22 protein-coding genes are annotated in these 23508 nt (G+C 72.6%); 9 read left to right on the plus strand and 13 right to left on the minus strand.

Translation table 11 applies throughout. From position 1 onward, the window contains the following. Window positions 1–674: 674 nt before the first annotated feature. From ABZ948_RS18845 to ABZ948_RS18870, 6 genes are all read right to left on the minus strand, one after another. The gene (locus ABZ948_RS18845) at window positions 675–1523 is read right to left on the minus strand and encodes a helix-turn-helix domain-containing protein (protein ID WP_359760890.1); all 849 of its coding nucleotides are present in this window, start codon (window positions 1521–1523) and stop codon (window positions 675–677) included. A gap of 14 nt (window positions 1524–1537) precedes the next feature. After that, the gene (locus ABZ948_RS18850; protein ID WP_359760891.1) at window positions 1538–2071 is read right to left on the minus strand and encodes a DUF6879 family protein; all 534 of its coding nucleotides are present in this window, start codon (window positions 2069–2071) and stop codon (window positions 1538–1540) included. Further along, window positions 2040–2306 (minus strand): hypothetical protein, encoded by a 267-nt coding sequence (locus ABZ948_RS18855; protein WP_359760893.1) that lies wholly within the window; start codon window positions 2304–2306, stop codon window positions 2040–2042. Before ABZ948_RS18855 ends, ABZ948_RS18850 begins: the two co-directional genes overlap by 32 nt. 222 nt (window positions 2307–2528) lie before the next feature. Next, complete coding sequence (locus tag ABZ948_RS18860; RefSeq protein WP_359760894.1) at window positions 2529–2789, minus strand: GntR family transcriptional regulator; 261 nt, start codon at window positions 2787–2789, stop codon at window positions 2529–2531. Window positions 2790–3543: 754 nt separating this feature from the next. Further along, window positions 3544–4446: an LLM class F420-dependent oxidoreductase gene (locus tag ABZ948_RS18865; RefSeq protein WP_359760896.1), complete on the minus strand. Its 903-nt coding sequence runs from the start codon at window positions 4444–4446 to the stop codon at window positions 3544–3546. Between the two features lie 14 nt (window positions 4447–4460). After that, window positions 4461–5705: an amidohydrolase family protein gene (locus ABZ948_RS18870; RefSeq protein ID WP_359760898.1), complete on the minus strand. Its 1245-nt coding sequence runs from the start codon at window positions 5703–5705 to the stop codon at window positions 4461–4463. A gap of 228 nt (window positions 5706–5933) precedes the next feature. Here ABZ948_RS18870 and afsR point away from each other — a divergent pair, with 228 nt between their 5' ends. Both afsR and ABZ948_RS18880 read left to right on the plus strand, forming a co-directional pair. Beyond that, window positions 5934–8906 carry an SARP-family global regulator AfsR gene (gene afsR, locus ABZ948_RS18875; protein WP_359760900.1) on the plus strand — a complete coding sequence of 991 codons (2973 nt, stop codon included), beginning with the start codon at window positions 5934–5936 and terminating at the stop codon, window positions 8904–8906. Between the two features lie 213 nt (window positions 8907–9119). Further along, window positions 9120–9305, plus strand: coding sequence for a hypothetical protein (locus tag ABZ948_RS18880; protein ID WP_351338782.1), 186 nt, complete (start codon window positions 9120–9122; stop codon window positions 9303–9305). Between the two features lie 101 nt (window positions 9306–9406). Here ABZ948_RS18880 and ABZ948_RS18885 read toward each other — a convergent pair whose 3' ends face one another. Both ABZ948_RS18885 and ABZ948_RS18890 read right to left on the minus strand, forming a co-directional pair. After that, on the minus strand, window positions 9407–9802 hold the full coding sequence (locus ABZ948_RS18885) for a hypothetical protein (RefSeq protein ID WP_359760902.1): 396 nt from the start codon (window positions 9800–9802) through the stop codon (window positions 9407–9409). Next, entirely contained in the window at window positions 9802–10068 is a 267-nt protein-coding gene (locus ABZ948_RS18890) for a hypothetical protein (RefSeq protein WP_031113474.1), read from the minus strand. Before ABZ948_RS18890 ends, ABZ948_RS18885 begins: the two co-directional genes overlap by 1 nt. Window positions 10069–10183: 115 nt before the next feature. On the opposite strand from ABZ948_RS18890, the gene ABZ948_RS18895 reads away from it, so the two are divergent. Next, window positions 10184–11107, plus strand: a complete 924-nt coding sequence (locus ABZ948_RS18895) for an SMP-30/gluconolactonase/LRE family protein (RefSeq protein ID WP_359760904.1) — start codon at window positions 10184–10186, stop codon at window positions 11105–11107. Here the strand turns inward: ABZ948_RS18895 and ABZ948_RS18900 are convergent. Next, window positions 11097–12704 carry a FadD3 family acyl-CoA ligase gene (locus ABZ948_RS18900; RefSeq protein ID WP_359760906.1) on the minus strand — a complete coding sequence of 536 codons (1608 nt, stop codon included), beginning with the start codon at window positions 12702–12704 and terminating at the stop codon, window positions 11097–11099. The two genes, ABZ948_RS18895 and ABZ948_RS18900, sit on opposite strands and share 11 nt — an antisense overlap. A gap of 97 nt (window positions 12705–12801) precedes the next feature. On the opposite strand from ABZ948_RS18900, the gene ABZ948_RS18905 reads away from it, so the two are divergent. Genes ABZ948_RS18905 through ABZ948_RS18920 form a run of 4 tightly spaced genes read left to right on the plus strand, consistent with a single transcriptional unit; the run spans window position 12802 to window position 16148 of the window. Next, window positions 12802–13962, plus strand: coding sequence for a lipid-transfer protein (locus tag ABZ948_RS18905; protein ID WP_359760908.1), 1161 nt, complete (start codon window positions 12802–12804; stop codon window positions 13960–13962). Window position 13963: 1 nt separating this feature from the next. After that, entirely contained in the window at window positions 13964–14377 is a 414-nt protein-coding gene (locus tag ABZ948_RS18910; RefSeq protein WP_359760910.1) for a Zn-ribbon domain-containing OB-fold protein, read from the plus strand. Then, a complete protein-coding gene (locus tag ABZ948_RS18915; RefSeq protein WP_359760911.1) occupies window positions 14374–15147 on the plus strand; it encodes an enoyl-CoA hydratase/isomerase family protein in 774 nt (257 codons plus the stop codon). The genes ABZ948_RS18910 and ABZ948_RS18915 overlap by 4 nt, the downstream gene beginning before the upstream one ends. Window positions 15148–15197: 50 nt before the next feature. Further along, window positions 15198–16148, plus strand: coding sequence for an alpha/beta fold hydrolase (locus ABZ948_RS18920; RefSeq protein WP_359760978.1), 951 nt, complete (start codon window positions 15198–15200; stop codon window positions 16146–16148). Window positions 16149–16313: 165 nt separating this feature from the next. Here the strand turns inward: ABZ948_RS18920 and afsK are convergent, their stop codons facing one another. Together afsK and kbpA are read right to left on the minus strand one after the other, a co-directional pair. After that, complete coding sequence (gene afsK, locus ABZ948_RS18925) at window positions 16314–18698, minus strand: protein serine/threonine kinase AfsK (RefSeq protein WP_359760913.1); 2385 nt, start codon at window positions 18696–18698, stop codon at window positions 16314–16316. A 202-nt stretch (window positions 18699–18900) separates the two neighbouring features. Further along, window positions 18901–19623 carry an AfsK-binding protein KbpA gene (gene kbpA / locus ABZ948_RS18930; protein WP_359760915.1) on the minus strand — a complete coding sequence of 241 codons (723 nt, stop codon included), beginning with the start codon at window positions 19621–19623 and terminating at the stop codon, window positions 18901–18903. Between the two features lie 122 nt (window positions 19624–19745). Here kbpA and ABZ948_RS18935 point away from each other — a divergent pair, with 122 nt between their 5' ends. Next, window positions 19746–20393, plus strand: a complete 648-nt coding sequence (locus tag ABZ948_RS18935; protein WP_010035683.1) for a TetR family transcriptional regulator — start codon at window positions 19746–19748, stop codon at window positions 20391–20393. An 84-nt stretch (window positions 20394–20477) separates the two neighbouring features. On the opposite strand, the gene ABZ948_RS18940 is transcribed toward ABZ948_RS18935, so the two are convergent. After that, a complete protein-coding gene (locus ABZ948_RS18940; protein WP_359760918.1) occupies window positions 20478–20948 on the minus strand; it encodes a nitroreductase family deazaflavin-dependent oxidoreductase in 471 nt (156 codons plus the stop codon). Then, a complete protein-coding gene (locus ABZ948_RS18945; RefSeq protein ID WP_359760920.1) occupies window positions 20945–22126 on the minus strand; it encodes an acyl-CoA dehydrogenase family protein in 1182 nt (393 codons plus the stop codon). The genes ABZ948_RS18940 and ABZ948_RS18945 overlap by 4 nt, the downstream gene beginning before the upstream one ends. A gap of 105 nt (window positions 22127–22231) precedes the next feature. Here ABZ948_RS18945 and ABZ948_RS18950 point away from each other — a divergent pair, with 105 nt between their 5' ends. Further along, complete coding sequence (locus tag ABZ948_RS18950) at window positions 22232–23401, plus strand: thiolase C-terminal domain-containing protein (RefSeq protein ID WP_359760922.1); 1170 nt, start codon at window positions 22232–22234, stop codon at window positions 23399–23401. Window positions 23402–23508: the final 107 nt, after the last annotated feature.

The raw sequence follows: 23508 nt of genomic DNA on the forward strand, positions 1-23508 counted from the left end.
GGAGGTCTTGAGCAGAGCCGCTGTGAAGGCTGCGAGCAGGGGGGTCTGGAGCGGCGCCCGCCCGCTTTGGGGAAGAGACGGGCAGGCGCTGCACCCCTCGGCTGTCGGGCAGGGGGTCTTTAGGCGCTACACGGAGGCTCCTAGGCGTCCCGGCCCCCGGCATCAACTACTCGCGATCAACACCACCCGCGTCAAGGACCTCCGGGTTCGGGCAGCCGCCGCAAGGTCAGCACGCCGGAACCACCAGCTCGGCCCAGACGGTTTTAACCCAGCGCATCTCGTCGTAGCCCCAGCGGTGTGACAGCGCGTCGACCAGTACCAGACCGTGTCCGGTCTCATCGCCGCCGGCGAGACGATCAGCGCGCCCGGGTCGTCCAACTCGGCTATGCCCCAGGTGTTCAGCGCGACCGAGACGAGCCGCCTGGCACGGCGGGCCGTCTCGGGCTCGCAAGGGAAGGTTTCGGTGTAGCCGGGCGGTCCGACTGCGGTGGGTCTGGTCATGACGCTCACGGGGTCGTCTCCTCAGGACTGCGACGTCCCGCTCACAATGAGGTCACGAGCGGGGACTGTCCTCCACTGCCGCCGAGAAGAAGCCTGAACCTGCCCGGCGACGCCAACGACCGTACGAAGAGCCGGAGTTTCGTCTCAACGAAATTGCGGGGAATTGCGCAACGTCATCCGAGAGAGTTGATCGCCGTCTCGATCAAGGCGCGGGCGCCATTGCCGTGGACGGCCATCTTCGTCAGCTCTCCGAACGCTTTGCGGTAATCGGCGAGTTCACGTGGCTGCACCACGTTGACCTCGGCTGTGAGGGTCTCCACGACGCTGCGTGTGCCGTCATGGAGGTAGAACGCCTCCAGCGGCCACATGGTCCTTTGTGCGGTGAAGGGGATGATGCCCAGGGAGACGGAGGGCAGCGGCATCACGGTCAGCAGGTGCCTCAGCTGTCCGGCCATCGTCTCGGCGTCGCCCACTCGGTAGCGCAGGACGCACTCCTCCATCAATACGACGAACCGGTGGCCGCCCTCGTACAGAAAGCGGCTCCGGGCAACGCGTGCCGCGACAGCCTCGGAGACGTCGTTCGGGGTGCCCTGGAAGTCGGTGATGGCCTCCATCAGGGCCGTTGCGTAGGCGGGCGTCTGGAAGAAGCCTGGCACGACGTTGGAGACATACGCGCGGGTGATGCCACTCTGCGCGTAGCGGTCGTAGACGCCTTCCTGGGTCTTGCGCATACCCATCCGGTGACTCCTGCGCCACTCCACGTACATCGAGTCGACCGCGCGGGCGGTGGCGATCAGGTCGTCAGCCTGCTCGGCGGCGTCGCAGGCAGTGCACCAGGCGCGGATGTCCCCGTCGGTGGGCTGTACCTCGGCCTTTTGGATGCGGGTGGTTTTCGCAGGGTGCCAGCCGCACCGGGCAGAGAGTTCCTTCCCGGTGAGGCCGGCGTCCTTGCGCAGGTGCGTCAGGCGCACGGCGAGCGCTGCACGGGCTGCCTGAGCGCTGGACGATGGGGAGGCGGGCATGGATCAGGGCGGGGTCAGACGGCGTACTTCTCGTGGTCGACGGCACGCTCCCACACGGCCTCGAACGCGTCGAAGCAAAGCTTGACCACGACGGGGTCCTCACTGAATTCCTTGGGCGGATCGGCCCAATCGCCATCTCCGGTGAAGATGTTGAACTGCACCAGCCGGTCGTCGAAGAGCCAGAAGTCGGCTCCCGGCAGGGCGATGTCCACGGCCTTCCGCCGGGGCAGCCAGCGCACCAGCTCACCTGCCTCGACGTTCAGCGCGGTGGCGGCGTGCTCCCAGCGGATGTAGTCGGTCACGGGCTCGGACACGATGCGGGCCCGACGCATCACGACGCCACGGCCAACGGCCTCCCGCACGGTGCCCAGCCACTCGGGCCACCACCGCGCCGTCGGGTCGAGATCGACGTGGCCGGTGCGCTTGAACTGCTCGAACTCCTCGGCCTCGTCACCTACGCCGTACGCGTCGCGCATCTCCAGATGCACGGCGCTGCGGCGCGTACCGGCCAGCAACTCAGCGAAGCTCGGCACGCCGTTCCGCGACATCGCACGCCTCCCTCAGAATCGGCACCATGCGAGCGGGGACGCGGATCACCGTCTCGTGGGCGGGGATTCCCACCGCGTGACCGGCGACCCACTCCGTACCACTGATCAGCGCCTCCAGCACTTCCTCGGCCTTGACCCCTTGGAGGACCAGGTCGGCCGTCTCCTCTTCCACCCACACCGTCGGCGACCCCTCGCCACCGGTGTTCGGGTCGATCCCGATGAACTGTAGGTCCACGATGCCCTCCCGGATCAAGTCGGTTGCGCGTTCTTGCGTACGACGCTCCCGAAGGGTGGGAGGGCCGTCAAGAGCCCAGGGTGAGTTCGAGACGATGTCGGCTTCACCTCGCAGCCGCGCGACATCGTCCTCCGCCTCAAGGGGTTGGAGTCGCAGGCCACAGCCTTCGTGCCGTCGAGCGGCGTGGGCGAGATCCAGTCGGGAGTGCGGGGACGCGACGCGTCAGCCGCTGTCGACCGAGCCGCCGGGCCGTTGGCCCACCACGAACACCCCCATGCCCGTCACCGTCTCCACGAGCCCTTCGTCCTTGAGCACCTTCACCGCCTTGCGCAAGGTGTCGCGGGCCACACCGAACTCGCTTTCCAACTCGACGAGGCTCGGGATGCGACGACCGGTCGAGATGCTGCCGTCCTCAATGCGGGCGCGCAAGATGTCGGCGATCTGACGGTACGGCGGGACTGGCCCTTCCCGGTCAATGGTCATGCCCAAGACACTAGGCGGCGGCCGCATACCGGCCATAGCTACCCCAGAGGGTAGACGGGGGTAGTACACCTACCTTACGCTGCGGCAACACAAGACCCCGGCGAGGTTGCGGGACCTCCCGGGGCATGGCCACCAGCTGACAAGGAGCTGACGACGGTGAGCATTATCCATGTGTTCTTACGACGGGTTCTAGGCGTTTTCCTCCCAGGCACCGGCAAGCGGCGAGCTGGAGCCCGCTCGGGCGAGCTTGCCCCCGCGCACAGGCTCGACGCATCTCGTACGACCGTCGCACCGCGACTCCCGGCCCCGCGTTCCCCGTACGGCCTGGCCACCCCACTCGACGGAGCCGACTCCCTACTGGTCCGCCCCTATCTACTCGCCGTCGAGCCGGAACCGCCCCTGCGTTCGCGACGGCGGATCGTGCTCGCTGTCGCCGCCGACCTCGGTATCGACCTCGACCGGCTTGCCGTCGGCGCGCCGGGAACGGGCGGCGGAGCACGGTGAGGGCCGGGCGATACCCGGAGGGCGACGCATCCCGGCTGACCATCCGGACCTACCAGGTCGACCCCGACGGCGGGCCCGACAGGCAAGTGCGGCAGCGCACGGTCACGGTCAGGCATGACAGAGAGCTGCTGTCACCGACGCACGAGTGGCCCCCGTGCCGCTGCCCGCGCTGCCGGACCGGCCGGGGCCCAACTCCCCTACATCGGCCGCGCGTAGGGCCGCGCGTCCCCGATACGCAGGACGGGCGGCCCTACAACAGCGGCCCCACCTCCGCCCCGAACACCCCTATCTGATCGGCCAACTCACTCCTCCCCCGACTCCTGAACCGCACCTGGATCTGGTCCACTCCCATAGCGCGATACGCCCGAAGCGACTCGGCGATCACCTCCGGCGGTCCCTTGATCGTCCGGCGCCCGACATCCCAGGAGGGCGTGCCGACGTACAACGGCTCGGCGATGGCGCCGACGGTGAATGGTCCCTGGATCCCGGCCTCCTCCCTGAGCCGCCGTATCCGCGCGATCCGGTCCGGCAGCCGGTCCCTCGGATCCCCCTGCGGCAGCCAGCCGTCGCCCTTGAGCGCGGCCCGTCGTACGGCGGCGGGCGAGGAGCCGCCGACCCACAGGGGGACGCGTTCCTGCGCGGGGCGGGGCCGCTGCCCGAGTCCCTCGAAGTCGTACCGCTTGCCGTGGTGCTCGGGGAACTCGTCGGGTCCGAGGGCGGCGCGCAGGGCGTCGAGGCACTCGTCGAGCACGGGGCCGCGCTGCCGGAAGTCCACGCCCAGGGCCTCGAACTCCTCCTGGACGTGCCCCGCGCCCACCCCGAGGACCAGCCGGCCGCCGCTGAGGTGGTCGAGGGTGGCGTACTGCTTGGCGGTGAGCAGGGGGTGGCGCAGGCCGACGACCGCGACGTGGCTGAGCAGCCGGACGCGGGTGGTGGCGGCGGCGAGGAAGGAGAGCGTGGCGACGGGGTCGTACCAGACCGTGCTCATCGCGGCGGCCAGCCGGCGCGGGACGCCGATGTGGTCGCAGCTCGCGAGGTAGGCGAAGCCGGCCCGGTCGGCGGCGCGGGCGATGCCGAGGAGGTCCTCGGGGCCCGCGCCCGCCTCCCAGGGCTCGGCGTAGATCGTGCTCTGCGACTGGACGGGAAGCTGCATCCCGTACGGCAGCGTCACCGCGCACCGCCGGCGCCGGGCCACAGCCCGTCGTCCGTGAGCCCCAGCAGGTCGATGGCGTTGCCGCGCACGATCCGCTCCACGACGTCCGGCTCCAGGTGCCCCATCTGCGCCTCGCCGACCTCGCGGGACTTGGGCCAGGTGGAGTCGGAGTGGGGGTAGTCGGTCTCGTAGAGGACGTTGCCGACGCCTATGGAGTCGAGGTTGCGCAGCCCGAAGGCGTCGTCGAAGAAGCAGCCGTACACGTGCTCGGCGAAGAGTTCGGAGGGCGGCCGGTGCACCTTGTCGGCGACGCCGCCCCAGCCCCGGTTCTCCTCCCACACCACGTCGGCCCGCTCCAGGATGTAGGGGATCCAGCCGATCTGCCCCTCGGCGTACATGACCTTGAGGTTGGGGAACCGCTCGAACTTGCCGCTCATCAGCCAGTCGACCATCGAGAAGCAGCAGTTGGCGTAGGTGATGGTGGAGCCGACGGCGGGCGGGGCGTCGGCGGAGGTGGAGGGCATGCGGCTGGAGGAGCCGATGTGCATGGCGACGACCGTGCCGGTCTCGTCGCACGCGGCGAGGAAGGGGTCCCAGTCGTCGGTGTGCACGGAGGGCAGGCCGAGGTGGGGCGGGATCTCGGAGAAGGCGACGGCACGGACGCCGCGGGCGGCGTTGCGCCGCACCTCCGCCGCCGCCAGCTCGGCATCCCACAGGGGGATGAGGGTGAGCGGGATGAGCCGGCCCCGGGCCTTCGGCCCGCACCACTCCTCCACCATCCAGTCGTTGTAGGCGCGGACGCAGAGCAGGCCCAGCTCGTGGTCCTTCGCCTCGGTGAAGGTCTGGCCGCAGAAGCGCGGGAAGGTCGGGAAGCAGAGGGCGGACTGGACGTGGTTGACGTCCATGTCGGCGAGGCGCGCGGTGACGTCGTAGGAGCCGGGCCGCATCTGCTCGTAGGTGATGACCTCCAGCCTGATCTCGTCCCGGTCGTATCCGACGGCGGTGTCGAGCCGGGTCAGGGGCCGGCGCAGTTCCTCGTAGACCCACCAGTCGCCGACGGGGCCGTCGTCCCCGGGCTCACCCATCACGGGCCTGAAGCGCCCGCCGAGGAAGGTCATCTCCTTCACGGGCGCCCGTACGATCCGGGGGCCGGCGCCCCGGTACTTCGCCGGGAGCCGGTCCTGCCAGACGGTCGCGGGCTCCACGGTGTGGTCGTCCACGGAGATGATCAGCGGAAACGTGCTGTCGTGGGTGTCCATGCGGTTCACGGTAGCGCCGATCTGACGGAGCGTCAGCTACGCGGGCGGGGGCCGGTTCCGGACGGGATGGCCTGATCGGCCCCATCCGCCCGCGGGCCCCTGCGGAGAGACTGTGCAGACCTCGTGGACTCCCGTGTGCCGCCCTGTGATCGGTGTCTCCCACGGCTGACGTATCCGCCGCACACAAGGCAAACTGGCGGGGTTGCTCAGGATGTCTAGGGGGACTTCATGGACGGTGTACCGGACGGTGTGCCGCGCGTACCGGAGCAGCGGCGTACCGGCTTCCCGGCGGGGTCGCCGGAGTCGGCGGAGTCAGCGGCGCTGCGCTTCGGCGTGCTCGGGCCGGTGCGCGCCTGGCGCGGCGACGAGCCGATCAGCACCGGTTCCCCCCAGCAACGCGCCCTGCTCGCCGCCCTGCTGCTGCGCGAAGGCCGTACGGCGACGGCGGCGGAGCTGATCGACGCCCTGTGGGGCGAGGAACCGCCCTCGCAGGCCCTGGCGGCGCTGCGGACGTACGCCTCCCGCCTGCGCAAGGTGCTGGACCCGGGCGTCCTGGTCAGCGAGTCCGGCGGATACGCGGTGCGCGGCCTCGCCGACGGCGCCCTGGACCTGGCCGTCGCCCAGGACCTGGCGACCGAGGCGGAGAAGGCCCGGTCGGCCGGCGACCTGTGCCACGCCCGTGAGGTGCTGCGGCGCGCCCTCGCCCTGTGGGACGGGGAGACCCTGGCGGGGATACCGGGCCCGTACGCGGAGGCCCAGCGCGTCCGCCTGGAGGAGTGGCGGCTCCAGCTCCTCGAATCCCGGCTGGACATGGACCTGGAGCAGGGCTGCCACGCGGAGGCCGTCTCCGAACTCACCGCCCTCACCGCCGCCCATCCGCTCCGCGAGCGGCTGCGCGAGCTGCTGATGCTGGCGCTGTACCGCAGCGGCCGCCAGGCCGAGGCCCTCGCCGTGTACGCCGACACCCGCCGTCTGCTCGCCGACGAACTGGGCGTCGACCCGCGCCCCGGCCTGAGCGAGCTGCAGCAGCGGATCCTCCGGGCCGACCCGGGCCTGGCCGAGCCCTCCTCCCCGGCCCCCGAGCCGGCCTCCGTCACGGTCCGCCCGGCGCAGCTGCCGGCGACGGTGCCGGACTTCACCGGCCGCTCCGGCTTCGTCCGCGAACTGGGCGACCTCCTGGCCTCCGCCGAGGGCCGGGTCATGGCGGTCTCGGCCCTGGCGGGCATCGGCGGCGTGGGCAAGACGACCCTCGCCGTGCACGTGGCCCACCAGGCGCGCGCGGCGTTCCCGGACGGGCAGCTGTACGTCGATCTTCAGGGCGCGGGCGCCCGGGCGGCGGAGCCGGAGACCGTCCTCGGCTCCTTCCTGCGCGCGCTCGGCACGGCCGACTCGGCGATCCCCGACTCCCTGGAGGAGCGCGCGGCCCTGTACCGCTCGGTGCTGGCCGGCCGCCGCGTCCTGGTCCTGCTCGACAACGCCCGCGACGCCGCCCAGATCCGCCCGCTGCTGCCCGGCACGGACGGCTGCGCCGCCCTCGTCACCTCCCGGGTGCGGATGGTGGACCTGGCGGGCGCCCACCTGGTCGACCTGGACGTGATGTCACCGGACGAGGCGCTGGCGCTGTTCACGAAGATCGTGGGCGAGGAGCGGGTGGCGTCCGAGCGGAAGGCCGCCCTGGACGTGGTGGCGGCCTGCGGGTTCCTGCCGCTGGCCATCCGCATCGCGGCGTCCCGCCTGGCGGCCCGCCGCACCTGGACGGTGTCGGTCCTCGCGGCGAAGCTCGCCGACGAACGCCGCCGCCTGGACGAACTCCAGGCCGGCGACCTGGCGGTCAAGGCCACCTTCGAGCTGGGCTACGGCCAGCTGGAGCCCGCCCAGGCCCGCGCGTTCCGCCTGCTGGGCCTGGCGGACGGCCCGGACATCTCCCTCGCGGCGGCGGCCGCGGTCCTGGACCTGCCCGCGGAGGACACGGAGGACCTGCTGGAGTCCCTCGTCGACACGTCCCTCCTGGAATCGGCGGCCCCCGGCCGCTACCGCTTCCACGACCTCGTACGGCTCTACGCGCGTGCGTGCGCGGAGCGGGACGAGCTGCCGCCGAGCGAGCGGGGCGCGGCGGTCTCCCGCCTGCTGGACTTCTACCTGGCCTCGGCCGCGGCCGTGTACGCGATCGAACGGCCGGGGGACCGGCTGGTGGACCATCTGGCCGCGACGACGCACCAGGGCCTGTCCTTCGGCAGCAGGGAGGCGGCCCTCGACTGGCTCTTCGCCGAAGCCGAGTGCCTGCTGGCCTGTGTCGTGCAGTCGCTGCTCGCGCCCACGCTGCGGCGGGCGGCCGGCCTTCTCCTCGTGGCGAAGGACCTTTCGGAGTCCGGCGCCAGCTCGCTCTTCTACGAGCGGGCCGCCACCGCGCTGTGCCAGGCGGCCCAGCAACTGGGCGACGCCCATGTCGAGGCGCAGGCGCGGACCACCCTGGCGCAGGTGCACGTGCGCGCCGGGCGCTTCGACGAAGCGGCTGTCGAAGCGAGCAAGGCGATGACCCTGGAATCGGCCGAGGACCCGTGGTCCATGTGCAACGCCCCCCTGGAACGCGGTGTCATCGCCTTCTACAAGAACGAACTGGAAGACGCCGAGACCTATCTGAGCATCGCCCTGGACAACTTCCGCGGTGACAGGAACGCCCCCGGAGAGGCCAGCGCGCTGTGCAACCTCTCCCGTGTGCATCTGGCCCTGGGCAAGACGAGCACGGCCATCTCGCTCGTGGAGCAGGGCATCGAGATCTACGACGGCCTCGGAGCGGCCCTGCGTCTGGCCAACGGCCGGTACGCCCTCGGGCTCGCGCTGACCGTCGCGGGCCGGTACGGCGAGGCACTGGAACAACTCAGCGCGGCACTGGCCGTCTTCCGGGAGAACCGCCAGCCGCTCTGGGAGGGCGTGACGCACTTCCGCATCGCCGAGGTGCACCTCGCGGCCGGCCGTCCCCCGCTCGCGGCCGCCCATGCCGAGCAGGCCATCGCCCTGCGCGGCATCGGCGGGGAGTGGCGCCGCGGGACGGTCCTCACCGTGCTGGGCAAGGCGCTGCTCGAACTCGGCCAGCCCGACCGCGCCCGTGCCTGCTGGAACGAAGCCCTGTCGATCTACGACGATCTGGGCTCCGCGGAGGCGTCCGAGGTGCGGGCGCTGCTCAGCCCCGTGGCCCCCTGAACGCGGCGGAGTGGGCGTTCATCGTTCGTTTATCGCCGCCCGGCACTCTGTTGCCACCAACCCGTCGCGTCGGGGGGCAGACGGTTTGGTCAACGGCCGTACACGTACGGTGTACCGGCCTTCGGACGCTCATTCGGCAACCCACGGGGGAGTTGCCGGACGGGCGTCCTGTGAAGCGGCAACCGGCCCATGTCACAGAGAGAGATCCATTCCATGAGCGACAAGGTCAAGCCCGAGGACACGCACATCTCCGGTGGGGAAGACGGGGACATCAAGCCCCAGGACACGCACATCTCCTCCGGGGAGCTGGACACGGGCGACATCAAGCCTCTCGACACGCACATCTCCAGCGGCACCGCCACCCCGCTGGACACGCACATCTCGGACGAGAAGGCCTGACGGACCCGGTCCGACGGGGGACTGTCGGGGGAGCATCGGCCGCGGCGGCGCGGAGGGGGAGCCGTCGCGGCCGATGTGTGTCCGGACGCGGGGTCGCTCCGCTACAGCGGAACGACCCTGACGCCCGGCCCGCAGAGCTTTCCCATGTCGTCCTCGTCGGACGTGAAGAGCACGACACCTCCGGGCTGCCGGCCCGCGATGACGGCCAGAGCCGCGTCGATGGCGTACTTGTGACCGTGCAGGCCCGTGTCCTGGAGCAGGGTGACGGCGTCGTCGGCGACGTCCCGCGTCACGGGTTCGACCACGACCCGCGACATCGCCCACGCCCAAGCGGCACGCCGTACCCGACCGTGGTACGCCTCGATCAGCGTCATGGAGCTGGTCACGACGCGCATGCCCGAGCGATGGGCGTCCTTGAGCCGCGCCAGCATCACCCGGTCCCCCAGCACGGCCCGCGAGAGCGCCTCGCAATCCAGCACATAGCAGGACGGCAGCATCAGCTCGCCTTCCGGCGATGCTCACCCTGCTCCGTGAAGTGGCTCTCGAACTCCCTGCGCTCGGCTTCGGCCGACGCGAGCTCGTCGTCGGTGACGGGGCCGTGCTCCTCCTCCAGCCACGCCACCAGCTCGCCCAGCCGGTCCTGCTCCCGCTGACGCTCTATGGCCCGCGTGACATAGGCACTGAAGCCGCCGGACCCGACCTCCTGCCGGATCTCCTCGGCGAGCTCCTCCGGGAGGGTCACGGTGTACTTCTTCGTTGCCATACCGTTCACCATACCCGGGTCCGGGGGTCTCGGCCCGATGGCGTGCGCCGCCGCCCCCGGCGCGCGATAGTGGGTCCGCGACGATCACGATCGGTCCGGACCCGAAGGCGGCGGCATGCCCGGTGAGCAACCCCAGACGTACGAGACCCTCGACGAACGGTTCCGCACGGGCCGGTGCCAGGCCGGGGACTCGGCGCTGGAGACGCTGTTCGAGGGGTGCCGGTGGGCGGAGGGGCCCGTGTACGTGCCCGCCGGGCGGTACCTCGTGTGGAGCGACATCCCCAACGACCGGCTGCTGCGCTGGGACGAGACGACCGGGGCCGTCGGGGTCTTCCGCTCGCCCGCAGGGTTCCCGAACGGCAACACCCTGGACGGTCAGGGGCGTCTCATCACCTGTGAGCAGGGGAACCGGCGCGTGACGCGGACCGAGCACGACGGTTCGGTCACGGTGCTCGCGGAGCGGTTCGAGGGCAAGCGGCTCAACAGCCCGAACGACGCCGTGGTGAGGTCGGACGGGTCGGTCTGGTTCTCCGACCCGGAGTTCGGGATCGCCACCGACTACGAGGGCCACCGCGCGGAGAGCGAGATCGGCGCCCGGAACGTGTACCGGGTGGATCCGGACAGCGGGCACGTGCGGCTGGTCGCCGACGGGTTCCAGGGGCCCAACGGGCTGGTCTTCTCGCCCGACGAGCGGCGGCTGTACGTGTCGGACAGCCTCGCCAACCACATCCGCGTCTTCGACGTCCGCGACGACGGCACGCTCGGCGACGGCGAGGTCTTCGCCGCGTGCGCGCACGGGAACTTCGACAACATCCGCTTCGACGACGCGGGCCGCCTCTGGGCCGCCGCCATGGACGGCGGTGTGCACTGCTACGACCCCGACGGCACGCTCCTCGGCCGCGTCCTGGTCCCCGGCACCGTCGCCAACATCCGCTTCGGCGGCGCCCGGCGCAACCGCATGTTCATCGCCGCCGACACCACGCTGTACTCGCTGATGATGTCGGTGACCGGGACCCCGGCCCTGCCGGTCAGCCGGTGACCCGGTCGCGCAGCGCCCCCTTCACGACCTTCCCGCTCGCGTTCCTCGGCAGTTCCGCCACGAACTCCACCGTGCGCGGCACCTTGTAGTTCGCCATCTCCCGGCGTGACCAGGCGATCAGGTCGTCGGCGGTCACGAGCGCCCCGGACCGCCGCACGACGTACGCCCGGCCCACCTCCCCCAGCCGGGCGTCCGGTACGCCGATCACCGCCACGTCCGCCACGTCCGGGTGCAGTCCCAGGAGCTGCTCTATCTCGGCGGGGTAGGCGTTGAAGCCGCCGACGATGAACATGTCCTTGAGGCGGTCGGTGATCCGCAGGTTGCCCGCGGGGTCCAGGACGCCGACGTCACCGGTGCGCAGCCAGCCGTCCGGTGTCAGGACCTCGGCGGTGGCGGCCTCGTCCTCGTAGTAGCCGGTCATGACGTTGAAGCCGTGGACCAGGACCTCGCCCGGTGCTCCGGGCGGCAGGGGCCGGCCCGCCGGGTCGGCGACCCGTACCTCCGTACCGGGGATGGCCCGGCCCGACGTCGACGCGATCACCGTCGGGTCGTCGCCGCGCCGGCACATCGTGACGACGCCGCCGGCTTCGGAGAGGCCGTAGGCCGTGAGGACCGTGTCGACGCCGAGTTCCCCGCGCAGCCGCTCGACGAGGCGCAGCGGCACCACCGCCGCCCCCGTCACCACCAGGCGCAGTGCGGAGAGGTCGTGGGCGTCCCGGGCCGGGTGGTCGAGGAGGGACTGCAGGAGGGTCGGGGGGCCGGGGAGGACGGAGACGCGTTCCGCGGCGATGTTGGCCAGGACCGTGGTCACGTCGAACACCGGCTGGGGGATCATCGTCGCGCCCCGCATCAGGCAGGCGATCACCCCGGCCTTGTAGCCGAAGGTGTGGAAGAAGGGGTTCACGATCAGGTAGCGGTCGCCCCGGGCCAGGCCCGCCAGGCCACCCCAGATGTCGTAGGCCCGCAGCGTCTGCGCGTGGGTGATGACCGCGCCCTTGGGGCGGCCCGTCGTGCCCGAGGTGAAGATGATGTCCGAGGGGTGGGAGCCGTCCACCGCGTCGGCCCTGCGGCGGACTTCCGCGGGGCCCACCCCCTCCCCGCTCGCCAGGAAGTCCTTCCAGGTGAGGAAGGCGGCCGGGGCGTCCTCCGCGAAGACCACCGCGTGCTCCAGGGCGGGCAGGCCGGGCAGCGGGCCGTCGCCGGGGCCCTCCCCCACCGCCCTGCGCAGCGAGGCCACGTACGAGGTGCCGAGGAACGTGCCCGTCACGAACAGCAGCCGGGCCCCGCTGCGGCGCAGGACGTCCGCCGCCTCCGTGCCCTTGAAGCGGGTGTTGAGCGGGACCAGGACCCCGCCCGCCGACACCGCTCCCAGGGCCGCGGTGATCCAGTCGAGCGTGTTCGGCGCCCAGACGGCGACCCGGTCGCCCGGTCCGAGCCCGTTCGCCAGGCAGGCCGCCGCCGCGCGGTCCACGCGCGCGCCCAGTTCCGCGTACGTGATGCGGGTCCGGCCCTCGACGACCGCCTCGACGTCCGCGTAGTGCTCGGCCGCCGCCCTCACCAGGCCCGGAACGCTTCCCCACGCCGTGTCCGCTCGCACCGCAAGCCTCCCGAGAACCCGAGGAGCTGACTGACCGTCAGATTAGCGGTAATCTGACGCCCTGTCAGCGACCGTTCGGGCCGGAGGTGCGCGCAGCATGGCAGCAGGATCGGCAGGCCTCAAGGACGCCACCGCCATCGTCGGCATCGGCCAGACCCCCTTCGCCAAACGGCTCCCCGAGGACGAACGCACCCTCGCCTGCCGCGCCGTGCTGGCCGCCCTCGACGACGCCGGGATCGCGCCCGGCGAGGTCGACGCGCTCGCCTCCTACACGATGGAGGAGACCGACGAGGTGGAGCTGGCGAAGGCCTGCGGCTTCGGCGACCTCACCTTCTTCAGCAAGGTCGGCTTCGGGGGCGGGGGTTCGTGCGCGACGGTCGCGCACCTCGCCGCCGCCGTCGCGAGCGGCCAGGCGAGCGTCGGGGTCGCCTGGCGGTCGCGCAAGCGGGGCAGCGGGCCGCGGCCGTGGACGAACACCGCCGTGCAGCTCCCGACCCCGGCCCAGTGGACCCGGCCGTTCGGGCTGCTCCGGCCGGTCGACGAGATCGCCATGCTCGCCCGCCGCTACCTCCACGAGTACGGCGCCACCCGCGACCACCTGTTCAACGTCGCCCTGGCCTGCCGCAATCGCGCCAACCAGAACCCCGCCGCGATCATGTACGACCGGCCCCTGACCCGCGAGATGTACATGACGTCCCGGTGGATCAGCGAGCCGCTCTGCCTCTTCGACAACTGCCTGGAGACGGACGGGGCGCTGGCGTGTGTCGTCGTCTCCGCCGAGCGCGCCCGCGACTGCCGCCGGAAACCCGTCTACGTCCACTCCGCCGCCCAGTCGCTGCCCGCCCAGCACCACGGCATGGTCAACTACTGGAACGACGACCCCCTCACGGGCCCGGCCTGGACCGCCGCCCGGCACCTGTGGAAGCACGCCGACCTGGCCCCCGAGGACGTGGACGTCGCCCAGATCTACGACGCCTTCACGCCGTTGGTGCTGCTCTCCCTGGAGGGCTACGGCTTCTGCGGGCGCGGCGAGGGCGGGGCGTTCACCGAGGGCGGGGCCCTGGAGACCGGCGGGCTGCTGCCCCTGAACACCGGCGGGGGCGGGCTGTCCGAGGCGTATGTGCACGGCTTCAACCTGATCACCGAAGGGGTGAAGCAGCTGCGCGGGACCAGCACCGCGCAGGTGCCGGGCGCCTCCACCTGCCTCGTCACCGCGGGTGAAGGGGTGCCGACCTCCGCCCTGCTGCTGAGGAGTTGAGATGCTGCGACCCGTCACCGACACCGACGGCGCCCCCTTCTGGACATACGCGGCCCGGGGCGAGCTGCGCGTCCAGGCCTGCGCCGACTGCGGCGAGCTCCGCTTCCCGCCCCGCCCCTGCTGCCCGCACTGCCAGTCGTTCGCGTCGGACTGGCGCCGGATGTCCGGCCAGGGCCGCGTCTGGTCGTACGTGGTCGCCCATCCGCCGCTGCTGCCCGACTACGCCGCGCTGGCGCCCTACGACGTGGTCGTCGTCGAGCTGGCCGAGGCGCCGCGCATCCGGCTCGTCGGCAACCTGGTCGCGGAGCCGGGCGCGGCGATCGGCTCCCTGCCCGCGGAGCGCCTGCGGATCGGCGCCCGGGTGCGGGTCGTCTTCGACGACGGCATGCCCCGGTGGGTCCTGGAGCGGTCATGAGCGCGGTGCTCGTCAGGTCCGACGAGGACAGCGGGGTCGCCGTCGTCACCCTGAACCGGCCCGAGCGGCTCAACGCCGTCGACCTCGCCATGGCCCGCGAACTCGCCGGGGTGTGGCGGCGGTTGCGGTTCGACGACGCCGTGCGGGCGATCGTCCTCACCGGGGCCGGCGAGCGCGCCTTCTGCACGGGCATCGACCGGGACGCCGTCGTGCCGCAGCCGAACTCGCCCTACGCGCAGGACGATCCGCTGCTCGGCGTCGGGCCCAAGGCGAACGACCTGTGGAAGCCGGTGGTGGCCGCGGTGCGCGGGATGGCCTGCGGGGGCGCCTTCTACCTGCTCGGCGAGGCGGAGTTCGTCGTCGCCGACACCACCGCCTCCTTCTTCGACCCGCACACCACCTACGGCATGGTCAGCGCCTACGAGTCCGTCCTCATGGCGCAGCGCATGCCGTACGGGGAGGTCGCGCGGATGGCCCTGCTGGGGACGGCCGAGCGGATCTCGGCGCGGCGGGCGCACGAGGTGGGGCTGGTGTCGGAACTCGTCGAGGAGGGCGAGGCGTTGACGGCGGCGATCGCCTGCGCCACTGTCATCGCCGGCCATCCGACTCAGGCCGTCCAGGGGACGGTGCGGGCGCTGTGGGCCGCGACCGAGGCGGGTCGGTCCCGGGGCATCGCGCAGGCACCGCACCTCATCGCGCTCGGGAACGCGCAAGCCCGGGAACAGGCCCGGCTGTTCGCGACACGGGGGCGGGAGTACCGGTTGCGTTAGGAAATGGTTTACGTCTACACGCGTATGCTCGACGCGTGGTTGAGCATCGGATGATCGACGTGAACGGCATTCAGCTGCACATCGCGGAGCAGGGCGAGGGCCCGCTCGTGGTGCTGCTGCACGGCTTCCCGGAGTCCTGGCACTCCTGGCGGCACCAGTTCGGACCGCTGGCCGAGGCCGGCTTCCGGGTGGTCGCGCCGGACCAGCGCGGGTACGGCGGCAGCGATCACCCCGAGGACGTGGCCGACTACAGCATCCTGCACCTGGTGGGGGACGTGGTCGGGCTGATCCGCGCGCTGGGCGAGGAGCGGGCGTTCGTCGTCGGGCACGACTGGGGCGCGCCGGTGGCCTGGCACACCGCGCTGCTGCGGCCGGACGTGGTGCGCGGGGTGGCGGGACTGAGCGTGCCGCCGCCCTTCCGTGGCGGGCAGCCGCCGCTCAGGACCATGCGCGAGCGGTTCGGCGGGCGCTTCTACTGGAACTACTTCGAGGAGCCCGGCGTCGCGGAGGCCGAGTTCACCGCGGACACCCGCACCACCCTGCGCAAGCTGCTGTACTCCGCCTCGGGTGACGCCCCGGGCGCCGGGCGCCCCGAGCAGGCCCTCGTCGACCCGGAGCGCGGCTGGCTCGCGGACGCCGCGAACCCCGAGGTGCTGCCCGCGTGGCTCACCGAGGAGGACCTCGACCGGCTCACCGAGAGCTTCGCGCCGGGCTTCACCGGCGCGCTCAACTGGTACCGCAACCTGGACCGCAACTGGGAGCTGACCGCCCCCTGGCAGGGCGCGGTGGTGTCCCCGCCCGCGCTGTACATGTACGGCGACCGGGACCTCGTGCCCGCCTTCCCGGGCACGCCCGAGCTGATCGACAAGCTGCCCGAGCTGATGCCGAACCTGCGCCGGAAGCCGCTCGTGCTGCCGGGCTGCGGCCACTGGACGCAGCAGGAGCGGCCCGACGAGGTGAACGAGGCGCTGCTCGGCTTCCTCACGGAGCTGCGGGACTGACGGGCAGCGCTGTCGCGGTCATGCCACCACCTGGCGGCCGTCGCGCACCGGGCGTAGCGTCTTGGGTGAGAGCGGTGAACGGGTCGCTCCCCCAGCCGCTCCCCATGCGACGGCCGCCGTCCGGAACCCCTTCCGTACGCCGTGCGACGGCCGTCCCCGGGCGCGTCAGGCGGTGCGCGCCGTGCCCGTGCCCTTCTCCGCGTCCAGCGCGTACACGCAGCGGTCCTTGCTGCACGCGTACACCACCCCGTCCCGCACGACCGGGGAGCCGGTGATCTCGCCGCCGGTGGCGAGCTTCCAGCGCAGCCGGCCGTCGTCGGCCTTCAGGGTGTAGAGCAGGTGGTCGGTGGAGCCGAAGTGGATGCGGCCCTCGGCGACCGAGGGGGCGCCCACGATGTCGCCGCCCGCCTGGAAGCGCCACTTGGGCGTACCGGTGACCGCGTCCAGGGTGTAGAGGCCCTTGCCGCTGCCCACGTGGACGTGGCCGGCGGCGACCAGGACGGGTTCGACGGAGGCGCGGGACTCGGTGGCGATGCGCCAGCGGTCGCGGCCGTCGGTGGCGTCGAGGGCGTAGACCGTGCCGAGGTAGTCGGCCAGGTAGATGCCGCCGCCGGTGACGGCAGGGCCCGGCACGAAGGTGGGCGGGGAGAGGAAGACGGCCGGGGCCTCGAAGTGCCACTTCACGTGCCCGGCCGCCACGTCGAGGGCGAGGACGCGGGTGCCGGCGCAGACGTACACGTACCCGTCGGTCGCCGGGGCGATCCGGACCGGGACGCCGCCGCAGGAGGCCGCGTCGCCGATGGGGTACGACCAGCGCTCGTCGCCGGTGCGGGCGTCCAGGGCGCGCAGCCGGGCGTCCTGCCACACATAGACCGTGCCGTCGTGCAGGGCGGGTCCGGCCTCGGGGGATTCGAAGTCGGTCTGGCAGCCGGTGATCTCCCAGAGCTTCTGGCCGCCGGATGCCTCCCAGCCCTGGACGCCGCCGCCCCGGGTGCCGGTGACGACGGTGCCGCGGCCGGCCTTGAGCGCGTAGACCCAGGCGTCCGTCTGCAGGCGCCACAGGTCGGCGCCCTCGCGGGCGTCGAGGGCGAACAGGGTGGGCCCGTCGGAGGCGTGGATGCGGCCGTCGGCGACCGCCATGGACCAGGCGACGTCCCGGGTCTTGAAGCGGCGGCGGCCGGTGGCCACGTCCAGGGCGTGCACCTCGAAGGAGGTGACGTAGACGAGGTCGTCGGCCACGGCCGGGGTGCCCCAGACGTCGTTCGACATGCGGAAGCGCCAGGGGCGCCAGCCGCCGGCCTGCTCGGGCGGCGCGGCCGGGGCCGGGGGCGCGGCGACGGCCGGGCCCACGGCGGGGTCGGTGCCGTTGACGCCGGGGCGGGGCTTGGACCAGGAGGCGGCGAGGGCGGCCTCCGGAGGGAGTGCCTTGACGGCGGCGGCACGGACGTCGGCGACGCGCGGGCCCGGGCCGATGGGCACCTGGGCGCCGGCCAGCCGCACGGGGCCGGTGTCGGGGCCGCCGACGGGGGCGGGGACCGGAGCCGGGGCCGGGACGACGGGGTCGTGCGAGGGCGGGGGCGGGATGGGCGCGGGGCCGGGGGCGGGGCGTCCGCCGCCGCTGCGGCCGGAGCCGGCGGCGGGCTTGCCGGCCGGGCGGCCGTTGCGGCGGGACTCGATCAGGCCCACCGCCCGCTCGGGCAGCCACGCGGAGGCCGTGCCGCTGTCGTCGGAGCCGGAGCCGAAGAGGTGCGGGGCCAGCTGCGCCTGGAGGTCGGCCGGGTTGGGGCGGGCCGTGGGGTCCATCTGCATGCAGGACTCGATGAGCGGCCGCAGCTCGTCCGGGAGCCCTTCGAGGTCCGGGCCCTCGCGCAGCAGCATGAAGACCGTCTCGACCGGGTTGGCGCCGTGGAAGGGCGGGTGTCCGGTGGCGGCGAAGACCAGCATGGAGCCGAGCGAGAAGACGTCGCTCGCGCCGGTGACGCTCCGGGAGTCCTTGGCCTGCTCGGGGGACATGTAGGCGGGCGTGCCGACGGCGACGTTCGTCATCGTCAAACGCGTGTTCGACACGCCGGACGCGATACCGAAGTCGATCACCCGGGGCCCGTCCTCGACCACGAGGACGTTCGACGGCTTGAGATCCCGGTGCACCAGCCCGGCGCCGTGGATGGACTGCAGCGCCTCGGCCACGCCCGCCGCGAGCCAGCGCACCGCCTGGGCCGGCAGCGGCCCGCAGTCGTTCACTATCTCTTCCAGGGAGGGCGCGGGGACGTACGCGGTGGCCAGCCACGGCACGGCGGCGCGCGGGTCGGCGTCCACGACGGCGGCCGTGTAGAAGCCGGAGACGGCCCGGGCCGCCTCCACCTCACGCGTGAAGCGGACCCGGAACAGCTGGTCCTCGGCCAGCTCCGTCCGGACGGTCTTGATCGCCACGCGCCGGCCCGACGCCGAGCGCGCGAGATAGACCAGCCCCATGCCGCCGGCACCCAGCCGTCCCAGCACCTCGAACGGCCCGATCCGCCGCGGATCGTGCTGCGTCAGCTGATCCACCACTCTGCCTGCCACCTCCCCGTACGAGCCGCGCCAAGCCACATGTTCCACGCGACCCCGTGCAGCGTCTCACCACCGCACCGCCATGGCGGCACGCACCCCGATTCTTCCTGGCCGGAGCCGTGGTGGCGAACCCGGTGACCATTGGGGTGTCTCGCCATATACAGGGACAAAAGATGACCATAGGGTATCCGCGGGTGCCTGCTCAGCGGTGCAGCAGCGCGAAGGACGCCCCCTGATCGTCGGTGACGACGGCGACCGTGCCGTACGACGTCTCGAAGGGCGGGGCCTGGATCCGGCCGCCGAGCCGGGTGACGTCCTCCACCGCGGCCGGTACGTCCTCGACGGCGAAGTGGACGAGGAAGTGGGGCGGCATCTCGGCCGGGAAGACGTCGGAGACCGGGGCGCGGCCGAAGTCGGGCTCGGCCTCGGGGCCGAACAGGGCCTTCTGGAAGAGATCGCCGTAGAAGGCGTTGGCCGCCTCGGTGTCCCGGGCGTACAGCTCGGCCCAGGCGAAGGTGCCCGGCTCGTGCCGCCGGCCGAAGCCGGGGTGCTCCGCCGGCTGCCACAGGGCGAAGACGGCCCCCTCGGGGTCGGTGACGAGCGCGGTGACGCCCAGCTCGCCGGCCGGCACCGGCGCCGAGACGATCTGCCCGCCGGCGTCCCGGATGCGCCGGGCCAGGGCCGGGGCGTCCGGGGTGGCGAAGTACACCGTCCACACGGTGGGCAGCCGGCCGTCCATCTTGCGGACCAGCGCGGCCACGGGTTCGCCGTCCTTCAGCGCCTGCGCGAAGGGGCCGAACCAGTCCTCGAAGGTCCACCCGAAGAGTTCGCCGTAGAACCGCTTGCCCGCCTCCACGTCGGGAAGCTGCGCGTCCACCCAGCAGGGGACGCCCTCTGCGTACACCGATGCCCTGTTTTCGGCCATGTCGCCAACGTAACCGCGAAGGCCGCACCCCGCAGACCAGGCACACCAGCCCCCGCACTCCCTTACACCCCATTTGCAGTCGGCCGAATCGCGCCCCGATCACGCCTCGGTAAGCTGACGGCATGACAGGACAAGTGCGTACCGTCGACGGCCGCGTGGCCGGTAGGCGTGGGCAGGCGACCCGGCAGAAGCTGCTCGACTGCCTCAGCGAGATGCTCAGCTCCTCCCCGTACCGGGATGTCAAGGTCATCGATGTCGCCCGGAAGGCGGGCACTTCGCCCGCGACCTTCTACCAGTACTTCCCGGACGTCGAGGGCGCCGTCCTGGAGATCGCCGAGCAAATGGCGACCGAGGGCGCCGCGTTGACCGAGCTCCTGCAGGGCCGTTCGTGGGCCGGCAAGGCCGGCTGGCAGACGGCGCAGGAACTCGTCGACGGGTTCCTGGAGTTCTGGCGCAAGAACGACGCGATCCTCCGGGTCGTGGATCTCGGCGCCGCCGAGGGCGACAAGCGCTTCTACAAGCTCCGCATGAAGATCCTGAACTCGGTGAACAACTCCCTCGCGGACGCCGTCGCCGAGCTCCAGGCCAAGGGCCGGGTCGACAAGGACGTGAACCCGGCGGCCGTCGCCGGTTCGCTGGTCGCGATGCTCGCGGCCGTCGCCTCCCACCAGAAGGGCTTCTCCTCCTGGGGCGTGAAGCAGGCCGAACTGAAGCCGAACCTCGCGCTGTTGGTGCACCTGGGCGTCACCGGGAGAAAGCCGACGAAGTAGCCGGCCACAGCGGCCCTCTTACCCTTCCCAAGTCCTGTCTGGCAGGCGGTGGTCCACCCGGGTGGACTGCCGCCTGTCGTGCTTTCACCGCCGCACGAGCCGGAACACCCGGATCTCCCGGTCCACCCGCGCCTGGTACGCCGCGTACGGCGGCCAGAACGCCAGCACCGCCTTCCAGGCCGCGGCCCGCTCCTCCCCCTCCAGCAGCCGGGCCGTGACCGGGATGTCCCGGCCCTTGAAGTTGATCTCGGCCTCGGGATGGGCGAGCAGGTTGTGGCTCCAGGCGGGGTGCCCCGGCCGCCCGAAGTTGGACCCGACCAGGATCCAGCCGCGCCCGCCCTCCTCCGGCATGCAGGCCAGTGGCGTCCGCCGCCGCTGTCCGCTCCTCGCCCCGGTCGCGGTCAGCACCACTCCGGGCAGGAGCTGGGCGCTGAGCAGCACCTTCCCGCGAGTGAGCCGGTGCACGGCCCGGTCGAGGGCCGGGACGACGTACGGCGCCACCCGCGCGAACCCGCGGGTGGAGGACACCTTCTGCACGATCCGCGCGCCCCTCATCGGCCGGCCTCCTCGAAGACGTGCGCCAGGTCGGCGGCGTGTGCCCGCAGCCGGTGCACCGGCCCGAAGAGCAGCTCGTCGCCCGCGGCGCGCTTGAAGTACAGGTGGGCCTCGTGCTCCCAGGTGAAACCGATGCCGCCGTGCGACTGGATCGCCTCGGCGGCGGCCTCGCGCAGGGCCTGGAGCGCCTGGGCCAGGGCGGGCCCGCCGGCCGCCTCCCCCCGGGCGGCGGCCCAGGCCGCGTAGTACGCCGCCGAGCGGGCCGCCTGCACCTGGACGTGGACGTCGGCCAGCCGGTGCTTGACCGCCTGGAAGGAGCCGATCGGCCGCCCGAACTGCTCGCGCTGGCGCACGTACTCCACGGTCCGCTCCAGCACCCGGTCGGCGGCCCCGACGGCCTCGGCGGCGAGACAGGCGGCGGCGGTGTCGCCGAGCCGGGCGAGGGCGGCGAGCACGTCGTCGCCGTCCCGCCCCAGCAACTCGGCGCCGACGTCGCGGAGTTGGACGCGGGCCTGCGGCCGGGTGGCGTCCAGCGCGGTCTGCCGTACGCGGGTGAGGCCGGCCGCGTCACCGCGCACGAGGAAGAGCAGGACCCGGGACCGGGCGAACCCTCCGGCGTGCGCGGCGACCACGAGGAGCCCGGCGCTGTGCCCGTCGAGGACCTGGTCGGCCTGCCCGTACAGCCGCCAGCCGCCCTCCGCCCGCCGGGCCTGCACGCCCCCGGCCCGACCGCCGCCCGCCCAGTCCCCGCCCGGGTCGTGGCCGGTGAGCGCGAGGGCGGTGGCGAGGGCGGGGCCCGGCACGGCGAGGGCGGCGGTCAGCGCGCCGGAGGCGATGCGCGGGAGCAGGACGGCCCGCTGGGCGTCGGTGCCGAGGGCCAGCAGCAGCGGGGCGGCGAGGACGGCCGTGGCGAGCAGCGGGGAGGGGGCGAGCGCCCGGCCCGTCTCCTCGCAGGCCAGGGCCAGCTCCGTCACCGAGCAGCCGACACCGCCACAGGTCTCGGGGAGGGCCAGGCCGGGCAGGCCGAGCTGCTCGGCGAGGGCGGCCCACAGGGCCGGGTCGTGTCCGGCCGGGGTGTCGACGGCGGCCCGCAGCTCTCCGGGGCCGCACCGCTTGTGGAGCAGGTCGCGCAGGGTGCGGCGGATCTCGTCCTGTTCGGCGGTGAAGCGGGCGTCCATGGCCACCTCCGTATCTGACGGTGCGTCATATTAGGGCGGCGGGGCGGGGATGCCCAGAGTCCTGCCGCTCCCGCCGACGGGCTTATCTGATGTACCGTCAGATTCATGGTGGCCCGGAGGAAAGTGGCCGTCGTCGGCGTGGCCCTCTCGGACTGCGGCCGCGTGGACGACGCGACCCCGTACGCCCTGCACGCCCAGGCGGCCCGCCGCGCCCTGGCCGACGCGGGCCTGGACCGGTCGCTGGTCGACGGCTTCGCCTCGGCGGGCCTGGGCACCCTCGCCCCCGTCGAGGTCGCCGAGTACCTGGGGCTGCGCCCCACCTGGGTCGACTCCACCTCGGTCGGCGGCTCCACCTGGGAGGTCATGGCGGCCCACGCGGCGGACGCGATCGCGGCCGGGCACGCGCGCGTGGTGCTGCTCGCCTACGGCTCCACGGCCCGGGCGGACGTCAGGGCGGGCCGCCGCACCGGGACACTGTCCTTCGGAACCCGCGGCCCGCTGCAGTTCGAGGCCCCCTACGGCCACACCCTGATCGCCAAGTACGCCATGGCGGCCCGCCGTCACATGATCGAGTACGGCACGACGATCGAACAGCTCGCGGAGGTCGCGGTGCAGGCCCGGGCCAACGCGGCCCTGAATCCGGAGGCGATGTTCCGCACCCCGGTCACGGTGGACGACGTCCTGGCCGGACCTATGATCGCCGACCCCTTCACCAAGCTGCACTGCTGCCTCCGCTCCGACGGCGGGGCCGCGGTGCTGCTGGCGGCGGAGGAGTACGTACGGGACTGCCGCACCTCGCCGGTGTGGGTGCTGGGGAGCGGGGAGTCCGTCTCGCACGCGGCGATGTCCGAGTGGCCGGACTTCACGGTCTCGCCGGCGGCGGTGAGCGGACGGCTGGCGTTCGCCCGGGCGGGAGTGCGGCCGTCGGAGGTCGACTTCGCGGAGATCTACGACGCCTTCACCTACATGACCCTGGTGACGCTGGAGGACCTCGGCTTCTGCGGCAAGGGCGAGGGCGGGGCCTTCGTGGAGAAGGGGCGGCTGCGGGTCGAGGGCGGCGCGCTGCCGGTGAACACCGACGGGGGCGGTCTTTCGGCCCAGCACCCCGGGATGCGGGGGCTGTTCCTGCTGGTGGAGGCGGTGCGTCAGCTGCGCGGGGAGTGCGGGGAGCGGCAGGTGCGGCGGAGGGGCGGCGCGCTGCCACGGCTCGCCGTCGCCTCCGGCACGGGGGGCTGGTTCTGCTCGTCGGGGACGGTGGTGCTGGCGGCGGGGTGAGGCACCTGCGGACAAACGGCACATATCTCCACTGGTCATAGCCGGTCGGGAGATGGGCTCGGGGACGAAAGCACAAGATCGGCAGGGGCTTCCGGTTCGGGCGGCGG

This window comes from Streptomyces olindensis, assembly GCF_040645895.1.
GTDB lineage: Bacteria > Actinomycetota > Actinomycetes > Streptomycetales > Streptomycetaceae > Streptomyces > Streptomyces olindensis.